The organism is Phytohabitans houttuyneae (genome assembly GCF_011764425.1).
GTDB lineage: Bacteria > Actinomycetota > Actinomycetes > Mycobacteriales > Micromonosporaceae > Phytohabitans > Phytohabitans houttuyneae.
The window spans coordinates 4405656-4426434 of sequence record NZ_BLPF01000001.1 but is presented as its reverse complement, the minus strand read 5'-3'; the positions used below and the strand labels follow the sequence as shown (position 1 = coordinate 4426434).

Here is a 20779-nt window from a genome sequence, read left to right as displayed (position 1 = left end):
GGAAGTCTCTAGACCAGTTTTCGTTCGTAGCAGAGCGAAACCGGGGAGCCGACGTAGACCCCGAAGAGCGGGATCGGGGTGTAGCCCTCGCGCACGTAGAAGCGCTGGGCGTCGGGCTGGAACGTGCCGGTCTCCAAGCGGATGGTCGTCCAGCCGCGCGCGACCGCGGCCGCTTCGAGCGCGCGGAGGAGGGCGGTCGCGACGCCGGTGCCGCGTGCGTGGGGCACCACGTACATCCGCTTGATCTCCGCGCTTGTCGCGTCGAGGCGGCGGAGGGCGCCGCACGCCAGGGCCACGCCGCTGGCCGGGTCGGCCGCGACGAGGAAGTGGTCAATGTCGGCGGCTGAAGGCAGCGGCCCCGGCTCGTGGTCGTCACCGCCGTAGCGGGCGTCGAGCTCGGAACGCTGCTCCTTGCGCAGCGCGGCGCCGGCGGGGTCGTCCCACGGCCGCGCCTCGATCACCCATCGCGCGTCGTTATCCGTCACAAGCGTTACGGTAACATGCGTTACGGTTAGCGCCATGGCACGAACGGCCGATCGCCCCGCACAGGAGGCGCTGCTCTCCCGCGCGGTCTGGGATGTGCTCGCCCACCAGGGCCTGGAGCGGCTGACGATCCGCGCGGTCGCCGCCGCCGCCGGGTGCACGACCGGCCTTGTCATGCACCGCTTTCCCAACCGCCGCGCGCTGCTCCTGCACGCCCGGCGCCTGCTGCACGAGCGCACGCGGGCCCGGGTGGAGGCGCTGGAGGCGGCCTCGGCGACGCCGCGCGAGGCGCTGCGCTCGGTGCTCCGGCAGGGCCTCTCGCTCGACGACGAGCTGCGCACCGAGAGCACCGTGTGGCTGGGCTTTCTCGCCGCGGCGGTCGCCGACGACGAGCTGATCGTCCAGCACCGCGCCAACAACCAGGCGTGGCGGCAGCGCATCACCCGCCTGGTCGGCGCCGCCGCACCCGACTGGCCGGCCGAGCACGCGGCGGCCACCGCCTCCGCGCTGATCGCGCTGGTCGAGGGGCCGCCGCGCTGGGCTCGGGCGATCCCGCCGGCTACCCGCCCGCCGCCCAGGAGCGGATGCTGGACGACACGCTCGCGGCGTTCGGATTAGCACAGTAGTACTAACGAGCGTAGGGTGCCGGTATGGAAGTCGCACACCAGCCCTCGATGCTCGACATTGCCGAGCGCGCCACCCTCGGCCCGCTCGCCGGCCGCGTGCGCCGCCACATGTTGACCCGCGGCGCCTGGGTCGACCACCTGCCCGGCTGGGTGCAGGGCTCCGACCTGCTGCTCGACACGCTGCTGCACGAGGTGCCGTGGCGGGCCGAGCGCCGCGAGATGTATGAGCGGGAGGTGGACGTGCCCCGCCTGCTGTGCTGGTTCGGCGGAGGAGACCCGCTCCCCCACCCGCTGCTGGAGCAGGCGCGGGAGAGCCTCACCGCCCACTACGCGCCGGAGCTCGGCGAGCCGTTCGTCACGGCCGGGATGTGCCTGTACCGCAGCGGTCGAGACAGCGTCGCCTGGCACGGCGACACCAACGGGCGCTCGTCCCGCTTCGACACCATGGTCGCCATCGTCTCGTTCGGCACACCCAGGCCGCTGCTCCTTCGCCCCCGTGGCGGCGGAGCGAGCCTCCGCTTTCCGCTCGGCCACGGCGACCTGATCGTCATGGGCGGCTCGTGCCAGCGCACCTGGGAGCACGCCGTGCCCAAGACCGCCAAGCCGGTCGGCCCTCGCGTGAGCGTCCAGTTTCGACCGGCCGGCGTCTCCTGACGGCTACTTCGGCAGCTGCCGGATGCGGATCGCGTTCCCGAAGGGGTCGCGCAGGCCGAAGTCGATGCCGTAGGGCCGCTCGGTCGGCTCGTCCGTAAACTCCACGCCCTTCGCCTTCAGCTCCTCGAACGTCCGGTACGCGTCGTCGGTGTCGAAGCCCAGCCACCCGCCCGAGGCGCCCTTGGTGAGCAGCTCACGCACCCGCTCGGCGGTCGCCTCGTCCATGGACGGTGGCCCCGGCTTCTCCAGCAGGATGGTGCGGTCGGGCTGGCCGGGCACGTTGACGGTGAGCCAGCGCATGAAGCCGAGATCCTGGTCGGTGTTGACCTCCAGCCCCAGCGTGCCCACGTAGAAGTCGAGTGCCTGGTCCTGGTCGAGTACGAAGATTGAGGACATCGCGGTCGCGTTCAACATGCCGGCGACGCTAGTCGACCTTGGCCGGCCGCACTTCTCCAAAATTGACGGGTCGCATCCAGGTCCGCGTGAAGCACGTGGGCACCGGCACGCTGACCGCGGTGCGCCGGTACTGCGAGGGCGACTGCCCCACGATGTCCCGAAACGTGCGGCTGAACGTGCCCAGGCTCGTGAAGCCCACGGCGAAGCAGATGTCGGTGACCGGCTGGCGGGTCTCGCGCAGCAGGTACATCGAGCGCTCGACCCGGCGCCGCTGCAGGTAGTGGTGCGGCGTCTCGCCGAACGTGGCCCGGAACGTCCGGATGAAGTGCCCCTCGGAGAGGTGCGCGATACGCGCGAGGGCCGGCACGTCGAGCGGCTGCGCATACGCCCGGTCCATGGCGTCACGAGCCCGCAGCAGGCGGCGGTTGCTCTCCTCGACAGCACGACTCACGCTGCCATCACACCACGCCCGATGCCTACTGCCCAGACTCCGCTTTCGTGATGAAAGACAAAATGCGGAGCGGAGTGCAGGTCGACGGGTTTCCAAAAGCCACCTGGCGTACTGCTTACACCGTTCGCGTGAATGAGCGCGCATGAGGTGGTGAGGCCCGGCTCAGGTTTGCACGGGGATCGCAAAATAGATTCAGCGAGGATGCGAACCTGCCGGGGCATAATAATGAAGAAGCCGAAGTTAGGTCCACCCGTCGGATTTGCTGATGTCCTCAAGAAGATCGTCGCCGCCCTCGCCGCCGCGGCCACGTCGATCGCGATCTTCGCCGGCGCTCTTTTCACACCCGCGCTGATCGCAGACCTGGACAGCGGAGATCGAGACTGGGTCGCTGCCCTTTTCGCCACCGTCCTTGTAGTGGTCGCATCCATGCTCCTGCACCGCAGGCAGGTGAGGCACGAGCGGCTGTGCTGGCAGCGGGAGTACACGGTCAACCTCATCAAAATGGCGATGGAAGACCCGTTTTATGCCCAATGCTGGGGGCCGCGGGTAAGCCCGCCCCATATCGAGGAGCGCGGCTTCGCCTATGTCAATCTGATGTTGATGGGCTGGTCGTACGCGTGGGAGCAGGGCCAGATCGACGACTCGCAGGTAAAGGCCTACGCACGTGCCTCGTTCGAAAACGAGATTCCTCGGCAGTACTGGCAGCGAATGGGCGCGTGGCGTGCACAGTCGCGCCGTCGCCGCGAACGCGCTTTCTACCGAATCATTGCCGACGAATACCGCCAAGCGGTCGAGAGCGGACCCCCGACCCGCCCGTACGAGCCGGCGACGGACGGATCCAACAGCCCGCCGCAACCTTTCGGGCTATATGTCCAAGGCGGGCCGGTCGTAGCCGCCGGCCTTGACGCCGGCCACGAAGCAGGCCCACTGAGCGTGGCTGAGCGAAAGCTCGACGGACGGTCGCAGCGAACTGCGTGACAGCACCCGATCCGTGCCTACCTGTACTTCTACGCAGTGCGCCTCGGAGTAACAGCGCGTGCTCCGAACCCACGCCTGCGTCACCGAGTCACTCCCGTCCATCAGCACAAGGCCCTTTGTAGGCCAATCCGATGTGGACAGCGACGCGACACGCGGACGATCTTTTCCGAAACCGAGCCCGCGTTGGTGATCTTCCGGAAGTTTTCCGTAACATCCGCGTATGCGCTCCCGGGTCTGGTTGGCGGCTGCTGCCGCCGGCGTCCTCGTGACCAGCGGTTCTGCCGCTCCCGCCTCCGGACCGGCTTACACCGAAGGGGCGGGCAGACCGATCTACCTCGATCGCTCCTACACGCCGGAAGAGCGCGCGGTCGACCTTGTCTCGCGCATGACGCTGGCCGAAAAGGCGGCCGAGCTCATCAGCAGCCAGTCGGCGCCGCTGCCCGACCTGGGGCTCGAGGCCTACGGCTGGTGGAACGAAGCGGCGCACGGCGTGGCCCGGGAGGGCACCCTCCACAACGCCAACCCGCCGATCCTGATCAACACAACCTCGTACCCCGTGGATCTGTCCCTCGGCTCGACCTGGAACCCGGACCTCGCCTACCGCGAGGCGGCGCTCATCTCCGACGAGGCGCGCGAGGTGGTGCGGGACAACCGGCTCGACCTCAACTTCTACTCGCCGACGATCAACCTCGCGCGCGATCCGCGGTGGGGGCGCAACGACGAGGCATTCAGCGAGGATCCGCTGCTCACGGCCGCGATCGCGGCGCAGTTCGTCAACGGCATGGAGGGCAAGGACCGTGGCGGGCGGCTGCTGCCGGCCGGTGGTGGCTACCTGAAGACCAGCACGACGCTCAAGCACTATGCGGCCAACAACAGCGAGTTCGACCGGCGCCGCGGAACGTCCAACATGGACGACCGCACGCTGCGGGAGTACTACACGGCGCAGTTCCGCGAGGTCATCCGCCGCAGCTCGCCCGCCTCGATCATGACGTCTTACAACCGGGTGAACGGCGAGCCCACCTCGGCCAGCACGTACCTCATGGACGAGCTGGCACGGCAGACCTTCGGGTTCGCCGGCTTCTTCACCTCGGACTGCGACTCGATCCGCGAGATCGAGGACGGCCACCACTGGCAGCCGCCCGGCCACCCCGCACCGCTCGACCACATCGAGCGCCACGCGTGGGCCAGCGCCGCCGGCGAAGATCTCAACTGCCAGCAGGGCTACCACGACGAGTACAACTACGCGAACACGCTCCCCAGCGCGGTCGCGCTCGGGACGGTGACGCCGCAGGGGCGGTACACGGAGGAGTCCATCGACGCCTCCCTCGTCCGGCTGCTGGCGACGCGCATCCGCCTCGGTGAGCTGGACGGCGACGTGCCGTGGGTGACCGCCGCCCGCGCCCGCGTCCCTCGCGGCACCTGGACAAACTCCGACACCAACCGCGCCGTTACCCAGACGCCACAGCGGCTCGGGATGGCCCGCGAGGTGGCCGGCGAGAGCATCGTGCTGCTCAAGAACCGGCGCGGCGCGCTCCCACTCCGCGTGCCCGCCGCCGGCCCATACCGCGTTGCGGTGATCGGCCACTACGCCAACCCGGCGAGCATGTATCTCGGCGGCTACTCCAGCATCCAGCAGTCCGCCGGGCAGGCGAACGAGGTCAACGGGTACCAAGGGATCAAGGCCGCCATCCAGGAGCGCAACCCGGCCGCGGTGGTCGACCACCTCCCGGGCGTCACCCCCGAAAGCCTGGCCACCGTGGACCCGGCGTCGGTCGCGGCGGCGGCCGGCTACGACGCGGTCATCGTCTACGCGGGTACCGACGAACGCCACTCGCGCGAGGACGTCGACCGCACGACGCTCAAGCTCCCAGGCGCGCAGGAGGAGCTGATCACTCAGGTCGCCGCCCAAAACCCCAACACCATCGTGTACCTGGAGACGGCCGGCCAGGTCGACGTCGGCGCGTTCGAGCGGCAGGTGGCGGCGATCCTGTGGAGCTCGTACAACGGCCAGCGCAAGGGCGAAGCCCTCGCCGACGTCCTGCTCGGCGCCCGCAACCCCAGCGGCCACCTGCCCTTCACCTGGTACCGCGACGCGAGCCAGCTACCGCCCATCGACGACTACAACATCCGCACCGGCCGCACCTACATGTACTTCGGCGGGGACGCCTCGTACCCGTTCGGCTTCGGCGGCAGCTACACGACGTTCCGCTACTCGCGGCTCGCGGTGGATCGCCACCAGGTGGACGCCAACGGCACCGTCCGCGCCACGGTCGACGTCACAAACACCGGCCGTGTTGAGGGTGCCGAGGTGGTGCAGCTTTACGTCGCCTCTCCCGCAGGATTCCCCGAACGTCCCGGCAAGCGCCTGCGCGCTTTCGAGAAGGTCTCGCTCCGCCCCGGGCAGACCAAGCGGGTCGCCTTCGAGGTGCGCGTGCCCGACCTGGCGTTCTTCGACGAGCGGCTCGACAGGTACACGGTGGACCGGGGCCGGTACGCGATCGAGGTCGGCTCCTCCAGCGCAAGGGCTGAGCAGCGCACCCACGTCACCGTCACCGGCGAACTCCGGCCAAGGCTGTCCGTGGTCACGGCCAAAGCCCCGGTGCGGGTCGCCCGCGGGGCTGTGGTCACGCCGGCGCTGACCGTCGCGCTGACGGACGACCGCCTTTTCAGCGGCGCGCTGCCGCCGGGCACAACCGTCACCTGGAAGAGCAACCGCCCGTCGGTGATCCGCGCCGAACCCCGCGGAACGCTGCGCGCCGTCGGCGCCGGGGTGGCGACGGTGACGGCCACGGTCACGTACGCGGGCTCGAGCCGGTCGACAACCTTCGCGGTGGGGGTGCGCTAAGCCAGGCCCGCGGTTCTCGCGCATGTCACGGTCGTGGTGGCCTGCTCCCAAGGTGCCGTCGCTGCTAGCGTCGGCGGGCGTGACTGCACCGCCCACGCATCCGGTCGACGTGCTGCTCATCCTCGTCAGGGGCGATCAGGTGCTGCTCGCCCTCCGCCAGGGCACCGGCTACGCCGACGGCGAATGGAACCTCCCCAGCGGCAAGCTGGAGGTCGGCGAGGACGCGATCAGCGCCGTCATCCGCGAGGCCGCCGAGGAGATCGGCATCCACCTGGACCAGGACGAACCGCGCCTCGTCACGACCGTCCACCACCAGAACTGGACCGGCCTCGGCCGCATCGGCCTGGTCTTCGCCGTCGACCACGCCCCCGCCCGCCATGGCCACCCGACCAACGCCGAGCCGCACAAGTGCGCCAAGCTCGAATGGTTTCCGGCCGACACGCTGCCGACCAACACCTACCCGTACACCGCCGCCAGCATCCAGGCCTACCGGACGGGCGAGCATCTGATGGTCAGCGGCTGGCGCGAGACCCCACCGCCGTAGGCCGTGTTTGCCGCTGCCGCTGCGGCGGCTCGGTGAGCGGCCGGACGCCTGGCTGCGAGCTTCCACTTTCACGAAGAAGGGCCCGACCGCGTTTCCGCAAGCCGGGCCCTTCCTTTAGCCGCGCGCCCGAAGGGACTCGAACCCCTAACCTTCTGATCCGTAGTCAGATGCTCTATCCATTGAGCTACGGGCGCTCGTGCTCGACCAGCATACACACCGGCCTTCGCGCGGAGACTCCGGGATTCGAACCCGGGAGGGGCGTTAAGACCCCAACCGCATTAGCAGTGCGGCGCCATAGACCAGACTAGGCGAAGTCTCCCAGGTGGCCGTCGCAGACCACCGCCCGCCGAGGATACCGTGCCTCCGTCCGTGCCGGCAAAGCGGCGCGGGCTGTCGGCGCCGGGTTTCCGGGAGGTGCTGCGGGCCCAACGCGACTAGGCTCCCTCGACATGGAGGAGGAGCAGCGTCCGAGCGGCCGGCGGGAGCGGTCACGGCCGTCCAAGGCCGCGTTCACGGCGCCGGCGGAGGAGCCCGCGCCGCCGCCTCCGCCACGGCGGCCACCGGCTAGCCGCCCCGCGCCTTCGGTGCTATTCCAGGCGCCCGCCGTTTCGGACGAGCCATCTGATGAGCCGGTCCGGGAGGCTCCGCCGCCCAGGCGGACCAGCTCGCCCGCGGATGCGCCTCCTCGGCAGCGGCCAGCCAGGGAAGCCGCCCAGGAGGAGGCGCCGCGGACCAGCTCCGCCGCAGGGGCGCGCCCTCGACAGCGGCCGGCCAGAGAAGCCGCCCAGGAGGAGGCGCCGCCAGCCAAGCGGACCGGCCCTGCCGCGGACGCGCGCCCTCGACAGCGGCCACCCAGGGAAGCCGCCGAGGAAGAGGCGCCGCAGGCGAAGTCTGGTCCGGAAGAATCGACCAGGAGGCGACCGGCCAAGGAGGCTCCCGCTGCTGACGAGGCAGCCGCGGCGGCCAGGACGTCACGCAGCCGGCCGGCGAAGAAGGCCGCCGAAGCGGCTCCTGCCGCCACGCGAGGTCGACCAGCCAAGAAGGCAGCGCCGGGCGTCACGAGCGCAGCGGCTGAGGAGGCGGCGGCGGCTGAGAAACCTGCGCGCGGGCGACCGGCCAAGAAGGCAGCAGCGGCCGCCACCAGCGCAGCGGCCGAAAACCCAGCGCCCAGCCGACCGGCCAAGAAGACAGCGGCCGCCGCCACCAACGCTGTAGCCGAAGAACCAGCAGCCGAAAAACCCGCGCGCGGGCGAGCGGCCAAGAAGGCAGCGGCGGCCGCCACGAGCGCCGCGGCCGAAACACCAGAAGCCGCGAAACCCGCACACGGGCAGCCGGCCGCGGAGGCAGCGGCGAGCCCCATCAGCGCTGCGGCCGAGGAGCCAGCAGCTGAGAAGCCCGCGCGCGGGCGACCGGCCACCAAGGCTCTGGCCCAGGCACAGGCGGCCATCGAAGAGCCGAAAATGGCCCAGGAGGCGGTCGCGGTGGTGGAAGGGTCGGTCGTAGCGGGTACCAAATTGGAAGATGGACCTGCGGTCAGGCCGAAGCTCCTCGATCGGCCTGGACACGCCCCGGAGCTCCTGGCTCTTGCGGCGGTGCGGGCCATCGGGCCGCAGGCTCGCGACTGGGCCGCGCAGACGCGGGCGACCTACCCGGCGGCGACCGCCGACGGGCTCGCACGGCTCGCGGCGCAGCGGTTTGTGCGGTGGGCGGGCGCGGGTGGGGCGCTGTCGGCGGCGTTCGGGCTGTTGACGCCGGTGGCCGAGCTGACCGCGACGGCGTGGGCACAGGCGGCGCTGGTGTTGCATGTGGCCGCGGCGTACGGGCACGATCCGCTCGACGAGGAGCGGGCGGTCGACCTGCTGGTGCTGGTCGGGGTGCACCCGTCGGCGGAGGTGGCACGCGCGGCGCTGGCCGAGGCGACCGCCGTGGACCTGGATTCCGAGCGGGCGCCAGGGCTGCGGGCGGCTGAGGCTGCGTGGCGCCTGGCGATGCCGCTGTCGAACCAGTCGCGCGGCTGGGCGGCGGTGCGGATGTTCGCGCGGCGGCTGCCTGGCGTGGTGCCGGTCGCGGCCGCGGTGGGTGCGGCGGCGGCCGTGCAGCGGCTGGGCTACCGGGCGCGGGCTCATTACCGCGCCGCTTGATGCGATCTCACGGCTCGCCCAGCGCGTCATACCGGATGCGCAGCGGCGGCACCTGCAGCTCGGCAAGCGTGCGCAGCGTGGCCTTGACCATTGTCGGCGAGCCCGAGACGAAGAAGTCGTGGTCTATCCACGGGCCGTAGCGGGCGACGATCTCGTTGATGTTGCCCCGTTCGCCGGGGAAGCTCGCGTCCTCGCTGCACGCCGGCACCACTGACAGCCACGGGTGGCGGGCGGCCAGCTTTTCCAGGTCGGCGAGGTCGTAAAGGTCCTCGCGGTCCTTGGCGCCGTAGAAGACGTGCACCCAGCGGCTGCGGTTGTAGCGGGCCAGCTCCTCGACCAGCGCCTTGATCGGCGCCAGCCCCGTGCCGCCGGCCACGCACACGACGTCACGGTTGGACTTGCGGTCGAGCGTCATCGTGCCCATCGGCGCGGCGAGGCGGAGGAGGTCACCGGGCTGTACCCGCCGCACCAGCGCGCTCGAAACCCACCCCGCGCCGAGGGCCCGCACGTGGAAGTCGAGCGTTCCGTCCTTGCGCGGCGCGTTGGCGATCGAATAGGTGCGCCACAGGCGCGGGCGGTAGCGGGGTGCTTCCACGCTCACGTACTGTCCCGCGCGGTAAGCCAACGGGTGCTGCAACGGGCGCAGGCTCAACACCGCGATGTCCCGCGAACGCCGCTCATGCGACACCACCTCCGCGTGCCAGAAGGGTGGGTTCGTGTCAGCCTCGGCGCCGGCCATCATCTTCTTGGAAATCACCGCGTAGGCGTCGCTCCACGCCTGCTCGTACTCGACGCCCCAATACTCCCCGGCAAACGTGCGCAACGCCTCCAGCAACGCCTCGCCCACCCCCTGGTAGTGCTCTGGCCCCACGTGAAACTTGCGGTGGTCGCGCCCGAGGGCGCGGAGGTATTCGTCGAATCGTTCCGGATCGTCGAGTGTCTGCACTGCCGTCACGATCGCGCCGAGTAGTCTGGCTCTTTGCACGTCCATATGAACCGGAAAGAGGGACCGCAACTCGGGGTTCGAGAGGAACATACGCGCGTAGAAATAGCCGGCGACCTTGTCCTGATGCTCCTCGACGAGGGTCCAGCTCTCCTTGAGCAACCGCGAAAGATTTCCCATAGACGCTCTCTCCGTTGTGCGACGCGGATAGTGGTCACGCGTCTGAGGGATGACATGGAAGTTGCGCGAGAGTGTTCAGCGTGCGCACTGAGCGTTGCCGAAGGTCGCACATCTTGTGCGATTCGGTTGATCTTGGAGTGGTAGGCGCCGGCTCGGCGGCGTGTCGGGCACAGTGGTCGCGTGAAGGTTGAGCTAGCACCGCCGGCGACCGACCGCGCCTACGCCACCCGCCGAAACGAGGTGCTCCTCGTCCTCGGCGTCTCGCTCGGACAGTCGGCCATCTATGCGATGGTCTCGATCACCGCGCGCCTGACCGCCGACCGCCCGCTCTCGCAGCAGACCGCCACGCTCAATGCATCACAGTCGCCGCGGCCCTATTTCGACCTCACGTACCAGCTGCTCGGCATCTTCTTTGCGCTGGTACCGGTGCTGTTGGCGATACACCTGCTCAATCGCGACCGCGACGCCCGCACGACGCTCGGCCTCGACCGCCGCCGGCCCGCCTTCGACGTGCTGTCGGGCATGGGATTGGCGGCCTTGATTGGCTTGCCCGGCATCTTCCTCTACCTCGGCGCGCACGAACTCGGCATCAACGCCACGGTGGTGCCGGCCGCGCTGCCCGACCTGTGGTGGGCGGTGCCGGTGCTGATCCTGGCCGCCGCGCAGAACGCCATCCTCGAGGAAGTGATCGTTGTCGGATATCTGATGACCCGCCTGGAGGAGATGGGTTGGCGGGTACGGGCCATCATCGCCACGAGTGCCCTGATACGCGGCTCTTACCACCTTTATCAGGGCTTCGGCGGATTCGTGGGTAATGCGGTGATGGGCGTGATCTTCGCGTACTTCTACCTCCGCACGAGGCGCGTCCTGCCGCTGGTGATCGCGCACACGCTGCTGGATGTGGTCGCGTTCATCGGGTACACGCTGCTGAAGGACCACGTCAGCTGGATCTAGTTCGAGGGAATGATTTGGGCTACCGCGATGTCCGCGGTGGTCCGGACCGTTGCTCCCGCGGCCTCACCCTCCGCGGTTGCGCGAGCTAGGCGAGGACCGGCGCGGGGGCGCCGGTTGGCCGGTCGCGGTTCCGTCTTGGCTGGAGCGCCGCCTTGCGCACGTCAGCTCCAGGGTCTGTCTCCTGGATCTTCTGAGCGGGGCGACCCAGGAGACAGACCCCAGACACTTAGTACCGCCAGGGGTTCCCGGCCTCGCGGTACTCCTCGACCGGCACGAGCGGGACGCCGGGCGCCATGCGATCGACGTACAGCCGGCCCTCGAGGTGGTCTATCTCGTGCGCGACGAGCCGGGCCATGCCCTGCTCGAACGCGGTGATCACGCGGCCGCCATCCCACTTTGCGTGCTCCACCTGCAGCGCGAGTGGGCGGGACACGAGGCCGCGCACGTCGAAGAAGGACAGGCAGCCTTCGTACTGCTCGTCGGTCTCCGGGGACGACTCGACCACGCGCGGGTTGAGCAGCACGACCGGCTCGGCGGTGCGGTCGGCCGGGCGTACCACCGCGGCGGCCCAGGAGAGTCCGATCTGCGGCGCGGCAAGGCCCACCCCCTTGGTGAACGTGTGCAGCTCCTCCACCCGGTCCAGCGCGCCCATCAGGCGGTCGACCACGTCGCGGGCCTCCGCCTCGTCGAGTGGCAGGTCGAACTGGTGGGGCAACTGGACGAGCGAGTCGGCGCCACGCTGGACGATGCCGACCGCGCGCATGCGGTCGCTGGCGCGCACCGCGATGGCGAGGCCGGACGGGGGCGGGCCGTTGTGGCCGCGGAAGCGCCACTCCAGCCGGTACCGGGCGTTCAGTGGGGGCGACTCCGTCGTCCACTCGAAGATCATCCGCTCGCCCTCGGCGCGGCGGATGACCGGCGTGCGCAGCGGGGCTTCCTCCGCGGACAGTGATGTCTCCACGCCCCACACCTGCGCGTCCAGCCAGTTGGGGAAGTCGAGCCGCACAGTGAGGCGGCGGGTGGGCAGCCGCACCGCGCGCTGAAACCATTGGCCCCACTTGTCGTGACTGACCGTATAGGCGTACTCGATCACCGTGCGCTGTCCCGGATACAGAGGGTAGCGACCCTCCGTGTTTTCGAAGAGGAGCCACACCTCTTTGAAGGCGTCGCGATCGTGCTTCTTGCGGTACTCCATCGCCTCTCGGGCCGGCTCCTCGCCGCACCACGCCTGGAGGTCGAGCTCGGCAAAGCTGAGCGGGTGCTCGCGGTGGTGGCGGTTGGACTTCTCCGGATCATGGGGGTACCTGTCGACGGCCACCCGGATCAGGTAGCGGGTGACCGGCTCGGTGCCCGCGTTGTAGAGGGACCGGCGGATGACGCACCGGTACGAGCCCTCGCGGTACGCGAGCGTCGCCACCTCCTGCTCCACGATCAGGCCGGTGCCGGGCGGCATCCACTGCTCGGGCACGGGCGGGTCGCGGTGGCTCGCCGAGGAGCGGGCGTGGCGCAGCTCGTCGTACTCCTGGTAGCGCTGCCAGATCGCGCCACCCGCGCCGAGCACAGCCTCGGCACGCCGCGCGAAGTCTTCGGTGGGCCGGTGGCGGCGTCCCTCGACATGGCTGACATAGGACGGGTCGAAGCCCATGCGGGCCGCGAGCTGCTTTTTGCTCATGCTGCGCTCGACCCGCCATCGGGCCAGCTCAGCAGCGAACGTGTCCGCAGCCCGCTCGATGGGCGATGTCGTCATCTTCTGGGTACCTCGGGCCGGGACTTTCAGTCTGCTTTCCGAGCCGCTTGGCCCCACATGAACTGGCGCGTTACCGACAAAAGGCTTGACAAAAGTACGCTTTCGCTACTCAGACACACTTCTCCATCACTTAGCGTAACTTCCTACGCAGTGTGACTGAAGACATGTTGTGAGCAGAAAGAGAGGCGCGAGTCGGATCCTCTGGTTAGCCTAGCCTTAGTACGCTAGGGTGATCCGTCGGCTTGAGATCAAAGGGAAGTGGCGAGGTGAGCACGTTTACGCGGCACTGGATCGGGCATCTCCCCGGTCTGACCGCGTACGTCGCGCTCCGTGAGGGAGGCGACGCGAAGTGACCACCGTTGTGCCTCACCGCATCGCCGGCGCCGACATCCTGGCGCCGATCACGTCCACACTCCGCGCGATGTTCGGCACCGATGACCTGCCGGGCCTGACGCCTGGCCTCGTCGTCCCCGAGATCACCGACGCGCAGTGGATCTCCACGTCCCGTCTCATCGACGGCAGCCGCCTGCCCGACCTGCTCGCCTCGGCCAAGCGCCGGTGGAACGCGTCGCCGCACGCCGCCGCCGCGCTGGCGTGGAAGGCGTACACGTACTGGCTCTCGCTGCCCGCGGTGCTCGGCTGGGCCTCGGCGCGGCGGGTGCCGCTGCTCACGCCCGACGACGTGCTGATGCACTTCGAAGACCAGCGGCCGCTGCTGACGCTCGGATACCGCCGTTCGATCGCCGTCGCGGTGCTCCCCTCGGACCCGCTGGCCCTCTCCGGCCTGCCTCAGGTGCGGGTGGTCCGCGACGACGCGGCCCTGCTCGGCGCGCTCCGGTCCTCACTGCTCGACGCCCACCTCACGCCGCTGCTCGACGCGATCCACGCCGAGGTGCGGGTCGGTGCCCGCACACTGCTCGGTTCGGTCAGCTCCGGCATCGCGCACGGCATCCTGCGCGCGGCCGATGTACTCCCCGGGTCGACCGTGGAGCACATCGGCACGCTGCTCACGACGCTGGGCGTGGAAGACCTCATCGAGCTGGTGCCCGGGCCAAACGGCGAGCTGACGGTACAGCGCAAGACGTGCTGCCTCGCCTTTACGCTCCCTCAGCCCAAGATCTGCTCGGGCTGCTGCATCAAGCCTTGACCTGGTAGGTCGCCACCAGGATCGCCCGCGCCAGCGTGTGGAAGGCCAGGTTGAAGCCGACCACCGCGTTCGAGACGTCGGGGGTCACGTCGAGCGCCTCCACGTCCACCGCGTGGACGGCGAAGTAGTAGCGGTGCGGGCGGTCACCTCCGGGCGGGGCGGCGCCGCCGTACGCCCGCGTGCCGTAGTCGTTGCGCACGTGGAAGCCACCGTGCACGTCGCCCGCGCCCGCACCGCGCTCCAGCTCGGTCACCGAGGCCGGCAGGTTGACCAGATTCCAGTGCCAGAAGCCGCTCACGACCGGGGCGTCCGGGTCGAAGCAGCTGACCACGAAGCTGCGGGTCTCGGTGGGGAAGCCCGACCAGGCCAGCTGCGGCGACACATTCTGACCACCGACGCTGTCGTGGGCGAAGGTCGCGTCGAACGGCTGGCCTTCGTCGAGGTCGCTGCTGGTGAGCGTGAACGTGGGTACGGCCGGAAGCAGCTCGTACGGATCCGGTGCAATAGGACGGTCAAGACTCATGGGGTCATCCTTGCACTCGCTGCGCGTGGTGCTGGAGAAGCCGAGTGAGCAGCCGCGCGAACTCGACCCGCTCCTCGGGCGAGAGCGGGGCGAGGAGCTGATCCTGAACCTGTACCAACTGCTTGTCCAGCCTCCGCAGCTGCCGCCGCCCGGCGGCGGTGAGCGTGACGACGTTGCGCCGCCGGTCCTCGGGATCGGGTGAACGCTCGACGAACCCCTGGTCGGCCAGCTCGTTGATGGTCGCGACGAGGTCGCTGAGGTGGATCCCGCTGCGCCGCCCGAGCGTGGCCTGGCTGGCCGGCCCCAGCTCGTCGAGCGTGGTCAGCACCCGGAAGTGGTATCCCCGCGCGTCGACGGCCGCCAGGCCCTCCGACACCAGCCGCCCGGCGTGCGTGGCCGTCTGGGTGAGCAGCCAACTCGGCATCTCCCACACGCGTGAGGAGGACGCCGGCGCCTCGTCGGGTGTCCGCATACCCAGCACCTTAGGCGGGCGGCCAGGCGGCCCAGGCATCGGTGAGGATGCGGTCGATGCCCGAACTGCGCGGCTCCCACCCCAGGCTGGCCCGCGCCTTCGAGATGTCCGCGACGAGAAGCGGCGGCTCGGGCGCGGGCGGGTTGTGCTTCACCGGTACCCGCTTGCCGGTGACGCCCTCCGCGGCCTTGATGATCGCCGCCATGCTGGTGCCGGTACCCGAGGCGATGTTGTAGGTCTGGCTGCGACCAGGCCGCGCTCGCCCGATGGCATTGACCACCGCGTGCGCCGCGTCCGCCACGTGCACGAAGTCCCGCATCGCCGAGCCGTCGCCGTTGAGCGTCACGTGGGGCAGTTCGCCCGTGATCGCGCGCAGCACGTTGGGAATGATCCGCGCGGTGTCCGCGTCGCCGACCCCGCCCACCGCGCCCGAGACGTTGAAACACCGCAACACGACGCCCCCGACCGCGCCGGTCGCGGTGTGCGCGGCCACCACCTGTTCGGCGGCCACCTTCGCGGCGGCGTAAGGGCTTTGCGGGCTCACCGGCAGATCCTCGCGGAGTGGGCCGGTGTGCTGCCCGCCGTACACGATGCTGCTGGAAGCCAGCACGAACGGGACGGCGCGGTCGAGCGCGAGGAGGACGTTGAGGGTGCCGCCGACGTTGACGTCGAAGTAGGTGAGCGGGTCGGCGAAGGAGTCGCGGGCGCGGGTGAGGCCGGCGAGGTGACAGACGGCATCGGGCCGCGTGGCCTTGACGAGGTCGGCAACGCCATTCCGGTCACGAACGTCGACCCCCGTCCGCCGGCTGAGCACGGCGACCTGGTGGCCGGCGGCCCGGAGGGCATGGCAGACCGCACTGCCGAGGTACCCCTGACCGCCGGTGACGAGTACACGCACGCGGACAGTCTGCCGGCCGTCAGGTCACTTGCCACTCGCCCGTTTCGTCGGCAAAGCCGCTGTTGAGCGCGAACTGGACCTTCGAGACCTGCGACCCGTGCGGCACCTCAAAGGTGATGAACCCGAGCCCTGTGTCACCGGGTCCGATCGTCACAGAGCCAGGAAAGCTCGGCCCGGCTGTGGTGTCGCCGATCGTGGAGTTGAAGCTCTGTCCGGCCGTATCGATGACAACCGCACCGTTTGACGGCGAGTCGTCGTAGGCGGCGGTGCCGGTGTTTTCGAGCTGGAACTGCACGGCCACATAGCGGTTGCCTTGGCTCGGCTCGAAGAACTCCCCGGCCGGCGCGGGGTCAACGACCTGGACGACGGTGACCGCCATCTTCTCGCCGTCACTCATCCCGGCCAGCTCGATCGTGTCTCCGACCCGAGCTTCGGGCTCCGCGGCAACGGCCGCAGCCGGCGGCGAGGCAAGTGCTGCAACGGCGGCGAACGCCTCTAACGCTTCAGCGTATGCCTGCGCATACCCGGGCGTGTGGCGAATCCACAATCAGCGGGCATCAGGACGAGAGGAGGACCAGACGAAATAGACATACGGCGATGATGCGGCAAAGGATTCCAAACTGGCACTCAGATAGGGAAGACGTCCTCACCGTCGAGGGGGCGAACAGGTTCCGCCCACCCCGATCGGTGCCAGCGCCGATCCGCGTTGTCCACGAACACAACGTCCAAGGGAAGCCAGTCCGGCGTTCCAGGGCCACCCGCGCCGATGTACTTCCGATACCAGTCGTCCGGCGCATCGAACCAGGCGTCGGTTCCAGACCCGTGAGAATCAACTCGCTCGATCAATAGAGGCGTGTGCTCTCGACCAGGGACGAACACCTTTATGTCCCAAATGGGTGCATCACTGTGGTTCAGCACCTCGACATGGACCTCCGAATCGCCGATCTTGCCGAGAGTGGCAACGACCAGCCGGGCTTGTCGCCGTTCGTCATCACGGCGCTCCTCGTCCCGCATCCGCTGCTCTGACCGCCGAACACCTGTCGATCCTCGTATCACCCAAAGCGCTCCTCCGAACACCAGCGCGGTGAATACGCCGCCGACCAGGAATCCGAGCGCATCTATCTCAGGCCACCCAAACGCGATCTCCACGTATGCCAGATCCTTTCTCGTGAACTGGGGTCGGCAACCACCGCAGCTTCCGGCTCCGCCAAGTGGCACACGCGACTTCCCCGCTATGTGCCCCCGAACGGTGAACGACGGCGAGATCCAGCGAGACACCGTGAGACCCACCCGGACGACCGAGCATCGGGTTTGGGCTTGGTCAGAGGGACCCAAAGCGGGTGTGGGATTCGAACCCACGAGGAGTGTCACCACCCATAGCGGTCTTCAAGACCGGTTCGGGTGAGGACGCTGACCTGCGGAAACGCTTAGGTGCGGACATCCGTTGCCCCGCATTTGCCGAGTGGGCCGGCGGCACCGGTCGTGTGCACGGTCGAATGGTTGAAACACAGAAAGCGCGCGGCCGCCTCTCCAGTGTTTCAGCCGCTTGTGTTGCCGTGTCACTAGACTGTCACTCAGGATCGATAGCGCTTTTCGCAGGTCACATACTGAGCCATTTTCATCGCGGGGGTGGGCCACCTCGGGTCCTGGTCAGCGAGGGTGTGTCGGTGCTCCACATAGGACGAGACTCCCGGTAGGACAGCAGTCGACCAAGAACGACAGCCCTGTCCAGGAGTCTCGTTGCTCACGTATGTTGCCACCATCCCGTTGTCCACACGCAGCCTGACGCGCCTTGCCGAGCTGATCCGAGCCCGACGCGTCGAGCTGGGCGGCCGTTGGCGGCGGCTGCCAGCACACGAGCAGGCGCTGATGACGCTCGCCCACCTACGCAACGGCGACACGCTCGCCCGGTTAGCGGTTGGGTTCGCGGTATCGGTCAGCACCGTGTGGCGGTACCTACGCGAGGCGATCGACCTGCTCGCCGCCATTGCCCCGGACCTTACCCAGGCGGCCGTCCGCGCCAGGCGGCTGGCTTACGCGATCATCGACGGCACGCTGATCCCGATCGACCGGGTTGCCGACCAGCGGCCTTACTACTCGGGAAAGCACAAACGGCACGGCGTGAACGTGCAGATCCTGGCCGACCCAGCCGGCCGGCTCGTATGGGCATCACCCGCGCTGCCCGGCGCGGTCCACGACCTGACCGCCGCCCGTACCCACGGCCTGATCGACGCCCTGACCAGCGGCGAGGTGATGACGTTCGCGGACAAGGCGTACCAAGGCGCTGGCAGCACCATCTGGACGCCGTTCACACGACAGCCGAAGCGGCCGCGGCTGTCCAAGCGGCAAAGGTCGGTCAACCGGCAACACGCCAAGATCCGCGCCCTCGGCGAACGTGCGGTAGCCACCCTCAAGACCTGGAAAGTGCTGGCCAAACTGCACTGCAGCCCGCACCGCGCCACCGCCATCGTCCGAGCGATCCTCGTCCTCCAACACACCGAAGACGACCGCTACCCACGATGAAAATGGCTCACTGTTGAGTGACACGGGTGACGCGGATGAGACCCAACGGGCGCGAGACAGCAGGCGGGCCTGTCGCAGCCCCTCGGGTGGTGTTCACACCGGGGCGCCTGATCGGCGGTCGCGGGTGTCCCGCAGACGCAGGGTTGGCCGCCAAGCACATCGCGTCGAGTTCGCGAGATCGCCATTGGCAGTGTGGGTTTGCGTCCCCTATGCTCGCGCTTTCCCGGGTCACAGCGTTCGAGACCGGCCCGCCCTCATATCGCACACAGCCGCTCCATGATTGCTCGCCATGAGCCAATAACCTGATGGCCAACAATCAATTCGTCGATTAAACCGGAATAAAGCAGATCAACTGCCCTCCGAAGATCTGACCGTCGAACACTCCACTGTTCGTAGCCATCCAACAAAACGAAGTGTTCTATGCGAATACCGTGCTTGTCCTCGAATGCCCGTAGCTCAGTCCCCACAAGCTGACATTCATATATCGCGTCTGACATCTTGCTACCTCCGCTGGTCTTTCCCCAATACTCCTTGATCTCCCAAATGGCGTAAGGGTTGACCAAAGACGGAAAGGCACCGTCGAGGCGCCGCGGGCTTACCCATAGATAATCGTCCGCAATGTAGGTCGCACGCTTTTGAGGATTGACGTTCGCGGTCATACCATGACTTAAGCACACCTCCCTCATAAGGGCCTCTACCGTTGCAACCAACACCTTGGACGACTGATGATGCCCAGCCATTCGGGTGCCATATGTTTGCACCTCTGCTGCCGAGAGGCGCATGAAATCCTCCCTCGCCTCATCTTCCGTCCGCATTTCGCTTAGGAGTTTATCGCCTAGCTCCATTCGCAGCGCCAGGTAGTCCACAAGCGGCTTTACCAAAAAGGGACGCCGATGCAGATAGGAATAGATCCCGATTGTCTCGGCGGTTTGGCCACTTTCCACTACGGGCAAAACCTGCGCCTCGGTTGGCACACGAGTTTTGAACGTGTCAACCAACAGTCGAACTGCATGCCAGAAGGGATCATCCCAAGCCGGCGCTGCAAAGCCTTCAAAACGTCGCATCTACCTATCCCTGGGAAGCCGAATTGAGTCGAGTAACTGCCCCGGGGTGACGCGCAAGGCTTGAGCGAGTTTCAAAATATTTACAAGGCTGACGTTTCGCTCGCCGCGCTCGACGCTTCCAACGTATGTTCGGTGGAGACCAGTGGCTTCTGCCAGCGACTCTTGCGACAGCCCGCGCGCTTCACGTGCACGGCGAAGGTTGGCGCCAAATGCCACGAAGGCGTCGTCGTAATCACCCATGACATCCGTTAAGATGCCGGGATGACGACGATGGGTCTACAGACTATAAGTAGCACTTCCGCCACCCGCGGTGACGGTCGGTCGTTCATCAAGTGGGCCGGCGGAAAAACCCGGTACGCAGACCAGCTCGTCGCCGCAGCTCCGCCGTATGAAGGGTGCTACTGGGAACCCTTCATGGGCAGTGCGGCGGTCTTTTTTGAGCTAAGGCCATCAAAGGCCGTCCTCTCCGACGCCAACCCTGAGTTGGTGGCTTGCTTCCGCGCGGTCGCCCAGGAACCTGAACTCGTCATGGCCAAGCTCGACCAGATGCCAAACACTCCGGAGTTTTTCGAGCAAGTACGACGGCAGGACCCTGAGGAACTGGAGTTGCACGATAGGGGAGCCCGGGTTATCTATCTGAACAAGACCGCCTTTAGAGGCTTGTGGCGCGTCAACCGCAAAGGCCAATTCAACGTGCCTTACGGTGCATATGATCGACCCTATTACAACCGCCGCACGCTGCTTACGGCGTCCAAGGCGCTTTCGGACGCCGAGATCAGGGAGGCCGACTTTGACGCGGCCTTCAAGAATTCTATTAAGGGAGACTGGATCTTTCTTGACCCGCCCTACATCCCCGAGGGTGGATACTCAGACTTCAAGCGGTACACGTCGGGCCAGTTCCACGATCATGACCATGAGCGGCTAGCTGAGGCGATGTGGGAGGCGGACAAGCGCGGCGTGTTCCTCATGTTGACAAACAGCGACACAGATGCGACTCGGGCGATTTTCAAGGGCTTCAACGTGCACAGAATGGCCACCCGTCGCGATATCAACCTCCAATCTGCCAAGCGATCGAGTTGGGATCTGGTTTTCACGAACTACGAACCTAAGGCGCACCAAGAGGAACTCACACTTTTCTAGGTAGGTCACCAGCCGTTCGCCTGCTGTCGATGTCACACCATGGCTGACGGACGGCCGATGCGCGGCGCGC

Annotated in this window: 21 protein-coding genes, 2 tRNA genes and 2 pseudogenes; 10 read left to right on the top strand and 15 right to left on the bottom strand. The window is 67.8% G+C overall.

Annotated elements, in window-relative coordinates:
- Nucleotides 1-8: 8 nt before the first annotated feature.
- Nucleotides 9-485 carry a GNAT family N-acetyltransferase gene (locus tag Phou_RS20415; protein WP_371872147.1) on the bottom strand — a complete coding sequence of 159 codons (477 nt, stop codon included), beginning with the start codon at nucleotides 483-485 and terminating at the stop codon, nucleotides 9-11.
- A gap of 34 nt (nucleotides 486-519) precedes the next feature.
- Between Phou_RS20415 and Phou_RS20410 the strand changes: the two are divergent.
- Nucleotides 520-1109 (top strand): annotated as a pseudogene (locus Phou_RS20410) (TetR family transcriptional regulator C-terminal domain-containing protein).
- A 24-nt stretch (nucleotides 1110-1133) separates the two neighbouring features.
- On the top strand, nucleotides 1134-1763 hold the full coding sequence (locus tag Phou_RS20405) for an alpha-ketoglutarate-dependent dioxygenase AlkB (protein ID WP_173057480.1): 630 nt from the start codon (nucleotides 1134-1136) through the stop codon (nucleotides 1761-1763).
- A gap of 3 nt (nucleotides 1764-1766) precedes the next feature.
- On the opposite strand, the gene Phou_RS20400 is transcribed toward Phou_RS20405, so the two are convergent.
- A complete protein-coding gene (locus tag Phou_RS20400) occupies nucleotides 1767-2177 on the bottom strand; it encodes a VOC family protein (protein WP_173057479.1) in 411 nt (136 codons plus the stop codon).
- Between the two features lie 10 nt (nucleotides 2178-2187).
- Complete coding sequence (locus Phou_RS20395; protein WP_173057478.1) at nucleotides 2188-2610, bottom strand: helix-turn-helix domain-containing protein; 423 nt, start codon at nucleotides 2608-2610, stop codon at nucleotides 2188-2190.
- 132 nt (nucleotides 2611-2742) lie between these two features.
- On the opposite strand from Phou_RS20395, the pseudogene Phou_RS52795 reads away from it, so the two are divergent.
- Nucleotides 2743-3423: pseudogene (locus Phou_RS52795) on the top strand (DUF6082 family protein); the annotation flags it as partial.
- Nucleotides 3424-3474: 51 nt separating this feature from the next.
- On the opposite strand, the gene Phou_RS55560 reads toward Phou_RS52795, so the two are convergent.
- Entirely contained in the window at nucleotides 3475-3690 is a 216-nt protein-coding gene (locus Phou_RS55560; protein WP_173057476.1) for a DUF397 domain-containing protein, read from the bottom strand.
- 118 nt (nucleotides 3691-3808) lie between these two features.
- Between Phou_RS55560 and Phou_RS20380 the strand changes: the two genes are divergently transcribed.
- A complete protein-coding gene (locus Phou_RS20380; RefSeq protein ID WP_173057475.1) occupies nucleotides 3809-6433 on the top strand; it encodes a glycoside hydrolase family 3 C-terminal domain-containing protein in 2625 nt (874 codons plus the stop codon).
- Nucleotides 6434-6512: 79 nt separating this feature from the next.
- Nucleotides 6513-6977 carry an NUDIX hydrolase gene (locus tag Phou_RS20375; protein WP_218579060.1) on the top strand — a complete coding sequence of 155 codons (465 nt, stop codon included), beginning with the start codon at nucleotides 6513-6515 and terminating at the stop codon, nucleotides 6975-6977.
- Nucleotides 6978-7098: 121 nt separating this feature from the next.
- Here Phou_RS20375 and Phou_RS20370 read toward each other — a convergent pair.
- A tRNA-Arg gene (locus Phou_RS20370) sits at nucleotides 7099-7171 on the bottom strand.
- Between the two features lie 34 nt (nucleotides 7172-7205).
- Nucleotides 7206-7296 (bottom strand) — tRNA-Ser (locus Phou_RS20365).
- 1273 nt (nucleotides 7297-8569) lie between these two features.
- On the opposite strand from Phou_RS20365, the gene Phou_RS20360 reads away from it, so the two are divergent.
- Entirely contained in the window at nucleotides 8570-9118 is a 549-nt protein-coding gene (locus tag Phou_RS20360; RefSeq protein WP_173057473.1) for an EcsC family protein, read from the top strand.
- Between the two features lie 7 nt (nucleotides 9119-9125).
- On the opposite strand, the gene Phou_RS20355 is transcribed toward Phou_RS20360, so the two are convergent.
- Complete coding sequence (locus Phou_RS20355; protein WP_173057472.1) at nucleotides 9126-10241, bottom strand: globin domain-containing protein; 1116 nt, start codon at nucleotides 10239-10241, stop codon at nucleotides 9126-9128.
- Between the two features lie 180 nt (nucleotides 10242-10421).
- Here Phou_RS20355 and Phou_RS20350 point away from each other — a divergent pair, with 180 nt between their 5' ends.
- A complete protein-coding gene (locus Phou_RS20350; RefSeq protein ID WP_246273633.1) occupies nucleotides 10422-11195 on the top strand; it encodes a CPBP family intramembrane glutamic endopeptidase in 774 nt (257 codons plus the stop codon).
- A gap of 226 nt (nucleotides 11196-11421) precedes the next feature.
- Here the strand turns inward: Phou_RS20350 and Phou_RS20345 are convergent, their stop codons facing one another.
- Nucleotides 11422-12942 carry a peptide deformylase gene (locus tag Phou_RS20345; protein WP_173057471.1) on the bottom strand — a complete coding sequence of 507 codons (1521 nt, stop codon included), beginning with the start codon at nucleotides 12940-12942 and terminating at the stop codon, nucleotides 11422-11424.
- Nucleotides 12943-13303: 361 nt separating this feature from the next.
- Here Phou_RS20345 and Phou_RS20340 point away from each other — a divergent pair, with 361 nt between their 5' ends.
- A complete protein-coding gene (locus Phou_RS20340; RefSeq protein WP_173058666.1) occupies nucleotides 13304-14089 on the top strand; it encodes an IucA/IucC family C-terminal-domain containing protein in 786 nt (261 codons plus the stop codon).
- On the opposite strand, the gene Phou_RS20335 is transcribed toward Phou_RS20340, so the two are convergent.
- From Phou_RS20335 to Phou_RS20315, 5 genes are all read right to left on the bottom strand, one after another.
- Nucleotides 14079-14612 (bottom strand): YbhB/YbcL family Raf kinase inhibitor-like protein, encoded by a 534-nt coding sequence (locus Phou_RS20335; RefSeq protein WP_173057470.1) that lies wholly within the window; start codon nucleotides 14610-14612, stop codon nucleotides 14079-14081. The two genes, Phou_RS20340 and Phou_RS20335, sit on opposite strands and share 11 nt — an antisense overlap.
- Before the next feature lie 4 nt (nucleotides 14613-14616).
- Nucleotides 14617-15084, bottom strand: coding sequence for a MarR family winged helix-turn-helix transcriptional regulator (locus Phou_RS20330; protein ID WP_173057469.1), 468 nt, complete (start codon nucleotides 15082-15084; stop codon nucleotides 14617-14619).
- 10 nt (nucleotides 15085-15094) lie between these two features.
- Nucleotides 15095-15982 carry an NAD-dependent epimerase/dehydratase family protein gene (locus Phou_RS20325; protein WP_173057468.1) on the bottom strand — a complete coding sequence of 296 codons (888 nt, stop codon included), beginning with the start codon at nucleotides 15980-15982 and terminating at the stop codon, nucleotides 15095-15097.
- Between the two features lie 19 nt (nucleotides 15983-16001).
- Nucleotides 16002-16379, bottom strand: a complete 378-nt coding sequence (locus Phou_RS20320; RefSeq protein WP_173057467.1) for a DUF4352 domain-containing protein — start codon at nucleotides 16377-16379, stop codon at nucleotides 16002-16004.
- A gap of 230 nt (nucleotides 16380-16609) precedes the next feature.
- Nucleotides 16610-17131 carry a hypothetical protein gene (locus Phou_RS20315; protein ID WP_173057466.1) on the bottom strand — a complete coding sequence of 174 codons (522 nt, stop codon included), beginning with the start codon at nucleotides 17129-17131 and terminating at the stop codon, nucleotides 16610-16612.
- 591 nt (nucleotides 17132-17722) lie between these two features.
- On the opposite strand from Phou_RS20315, the gene Phou_RS20310 reads away from it, so the two are divergent.
- On the top strand, nucleotides 17723-18505 hold the full coding sequence (locus tag Phou_RS20310; protein WP_173057465.1) for a transposase family protein: 783 nt from the start codon (nucleotides 17723-17725) through the stop codon (nucleotides 18503-18505).
- Nucleotides 18506-18759: 254 nt separating this feature from the next.
- On the opposite strand, the gene Phou_RS20305 is transcribed toward Phou_RS20310, so the two are convergent.
- Nucleotides 18760-19569 (bottom strand): DUF7687 domain-containing protein, encoded by an 810-nt coding sequence (locus Phou_RS20305; protein WP_173057464.1) that lies wholly within the window; start codon nucleotides 19567-19569, stop codon nucleotides 18760-18762.
- Nucleotides 19570-19809, bottom strand: a complete 240-nt coding sequence (locus Phou_RS20300; protein WP_173057463.1) for a helix-turn-helix domain-containing protein — start codon at nucleotides 19807-19809, stop codon at nucleotides 19570-19572.
- 21 nt (nucleotides 19810-19830) lie between these two features.
- On the opposite strand from Phou_RS20300, the gene Phou_RS20295 reads away from it, so the two are divergent.
- Nucleotides 19831-20709 (top strand): DNA adenine methylase, encoded by an 879-nt coding sequence (locus Phou_RS20295; RefSeq protein WP_218579059.1) that lies wholly within the window; start codon nucleotides 19831-19833, stop codon nucleotides 20707-20709.
- Nucleotides 20710-20779 lie beyond the last annotated feature (70 nt).

What these genes read in the sequence shown, in the direction of transcription:
- Phou_RS20405 (WP_173057480.1), top strand. Translation starts at nt 1,134, where the DNA reads ATGGAAGTCGCACACCAGCCCTCGATGCTCGACATTGCCGAGCGCGCC.
- Phou_RS20400 (WP_173057479.1), bottom strand. Translation starts at nt 2,177, where the DNA reads ATGTTGAACGCGACCGCGATGTCCTCAATCTTCGTACTCGACCAGGAC.
- Phou_RS55560 (WP_173057476.1), bottom strand. Translation starts at nt 3,690, where the DNA reads ATGGACGGGAGTGACTCGGTGACGCAGGCGTGGGTTCGGAGCACGCGC.
- Phou_RS20380 (WP_173057475.1), top strand. Translation starts at nt 3,809, where the DNA reads ATGCGCTCCCGGGTCTGGTTGGCGGCTGCTGCCGCCGGCGTCCTCGTG.
- Phou_RS20355 (WP_173057472.1), bottom strand. Translation starts at nt 10,241, where the DNA reads ATGGGAAATCTTTCGCGGTTGCTCAAGGAGAGCTGGACCCTCGTCGAG.
- Phou_RS20345 (WP_173057471.1), bottom strand. Translation starts at nt 12,942, where the DNA reads ATGACGACATCGCCCATCGAGCGGGCTGCGGACACGTTCGCTGCTGAG.
- Phou_RS20335 (WP_173057470.1), bottom strand. Translation starts at nt 14,612, where the DNA reads ATGAGTCTTGACCGTCCTATTGCACCGGATCCGTACGAGCTGCTTCCG.
- Phou_RS20330 (WP_173057469.1), bottom strand. Translation starts at nt 15,084, where the DNA reads ATGCGGACACCCGACGAGGCGCCGGCGTCCTCCTCACGCGTGTGGGAG.
- Phou_RS20320 (WP_173057467.1), bottom strand. Translation starts at nt 16,379, where the DNA reads ATGAGTGACGGCGAGAAGATGGCGGTCACCGTCGTCCAGGTCGTTGAC.
- Phou_RS20305 (WP_173057464.1), bottom strand. Translation starts at nt 19,569, where the DNA reads ATGCGACGTTTTGAAGGCTTTGCAGCGCCGGCTTGGGATGATCCCTTC.
- Phou_RS20300 (WP_173057463.1), bottom strand. Translation starts at nt 19,809, where the DNA reads ATGGGTGATTACGACGACGCCTTCGTGGCATTTGGCGCCAACCTTCGC.
- Phou_RS20295 (WP_218579059.1), top strand. Translation starts at nt 19,831, where the DNA reads ATGACGACGATGGGTCTACAGACTATAAGTAGCACTTCCGCCACCCGC.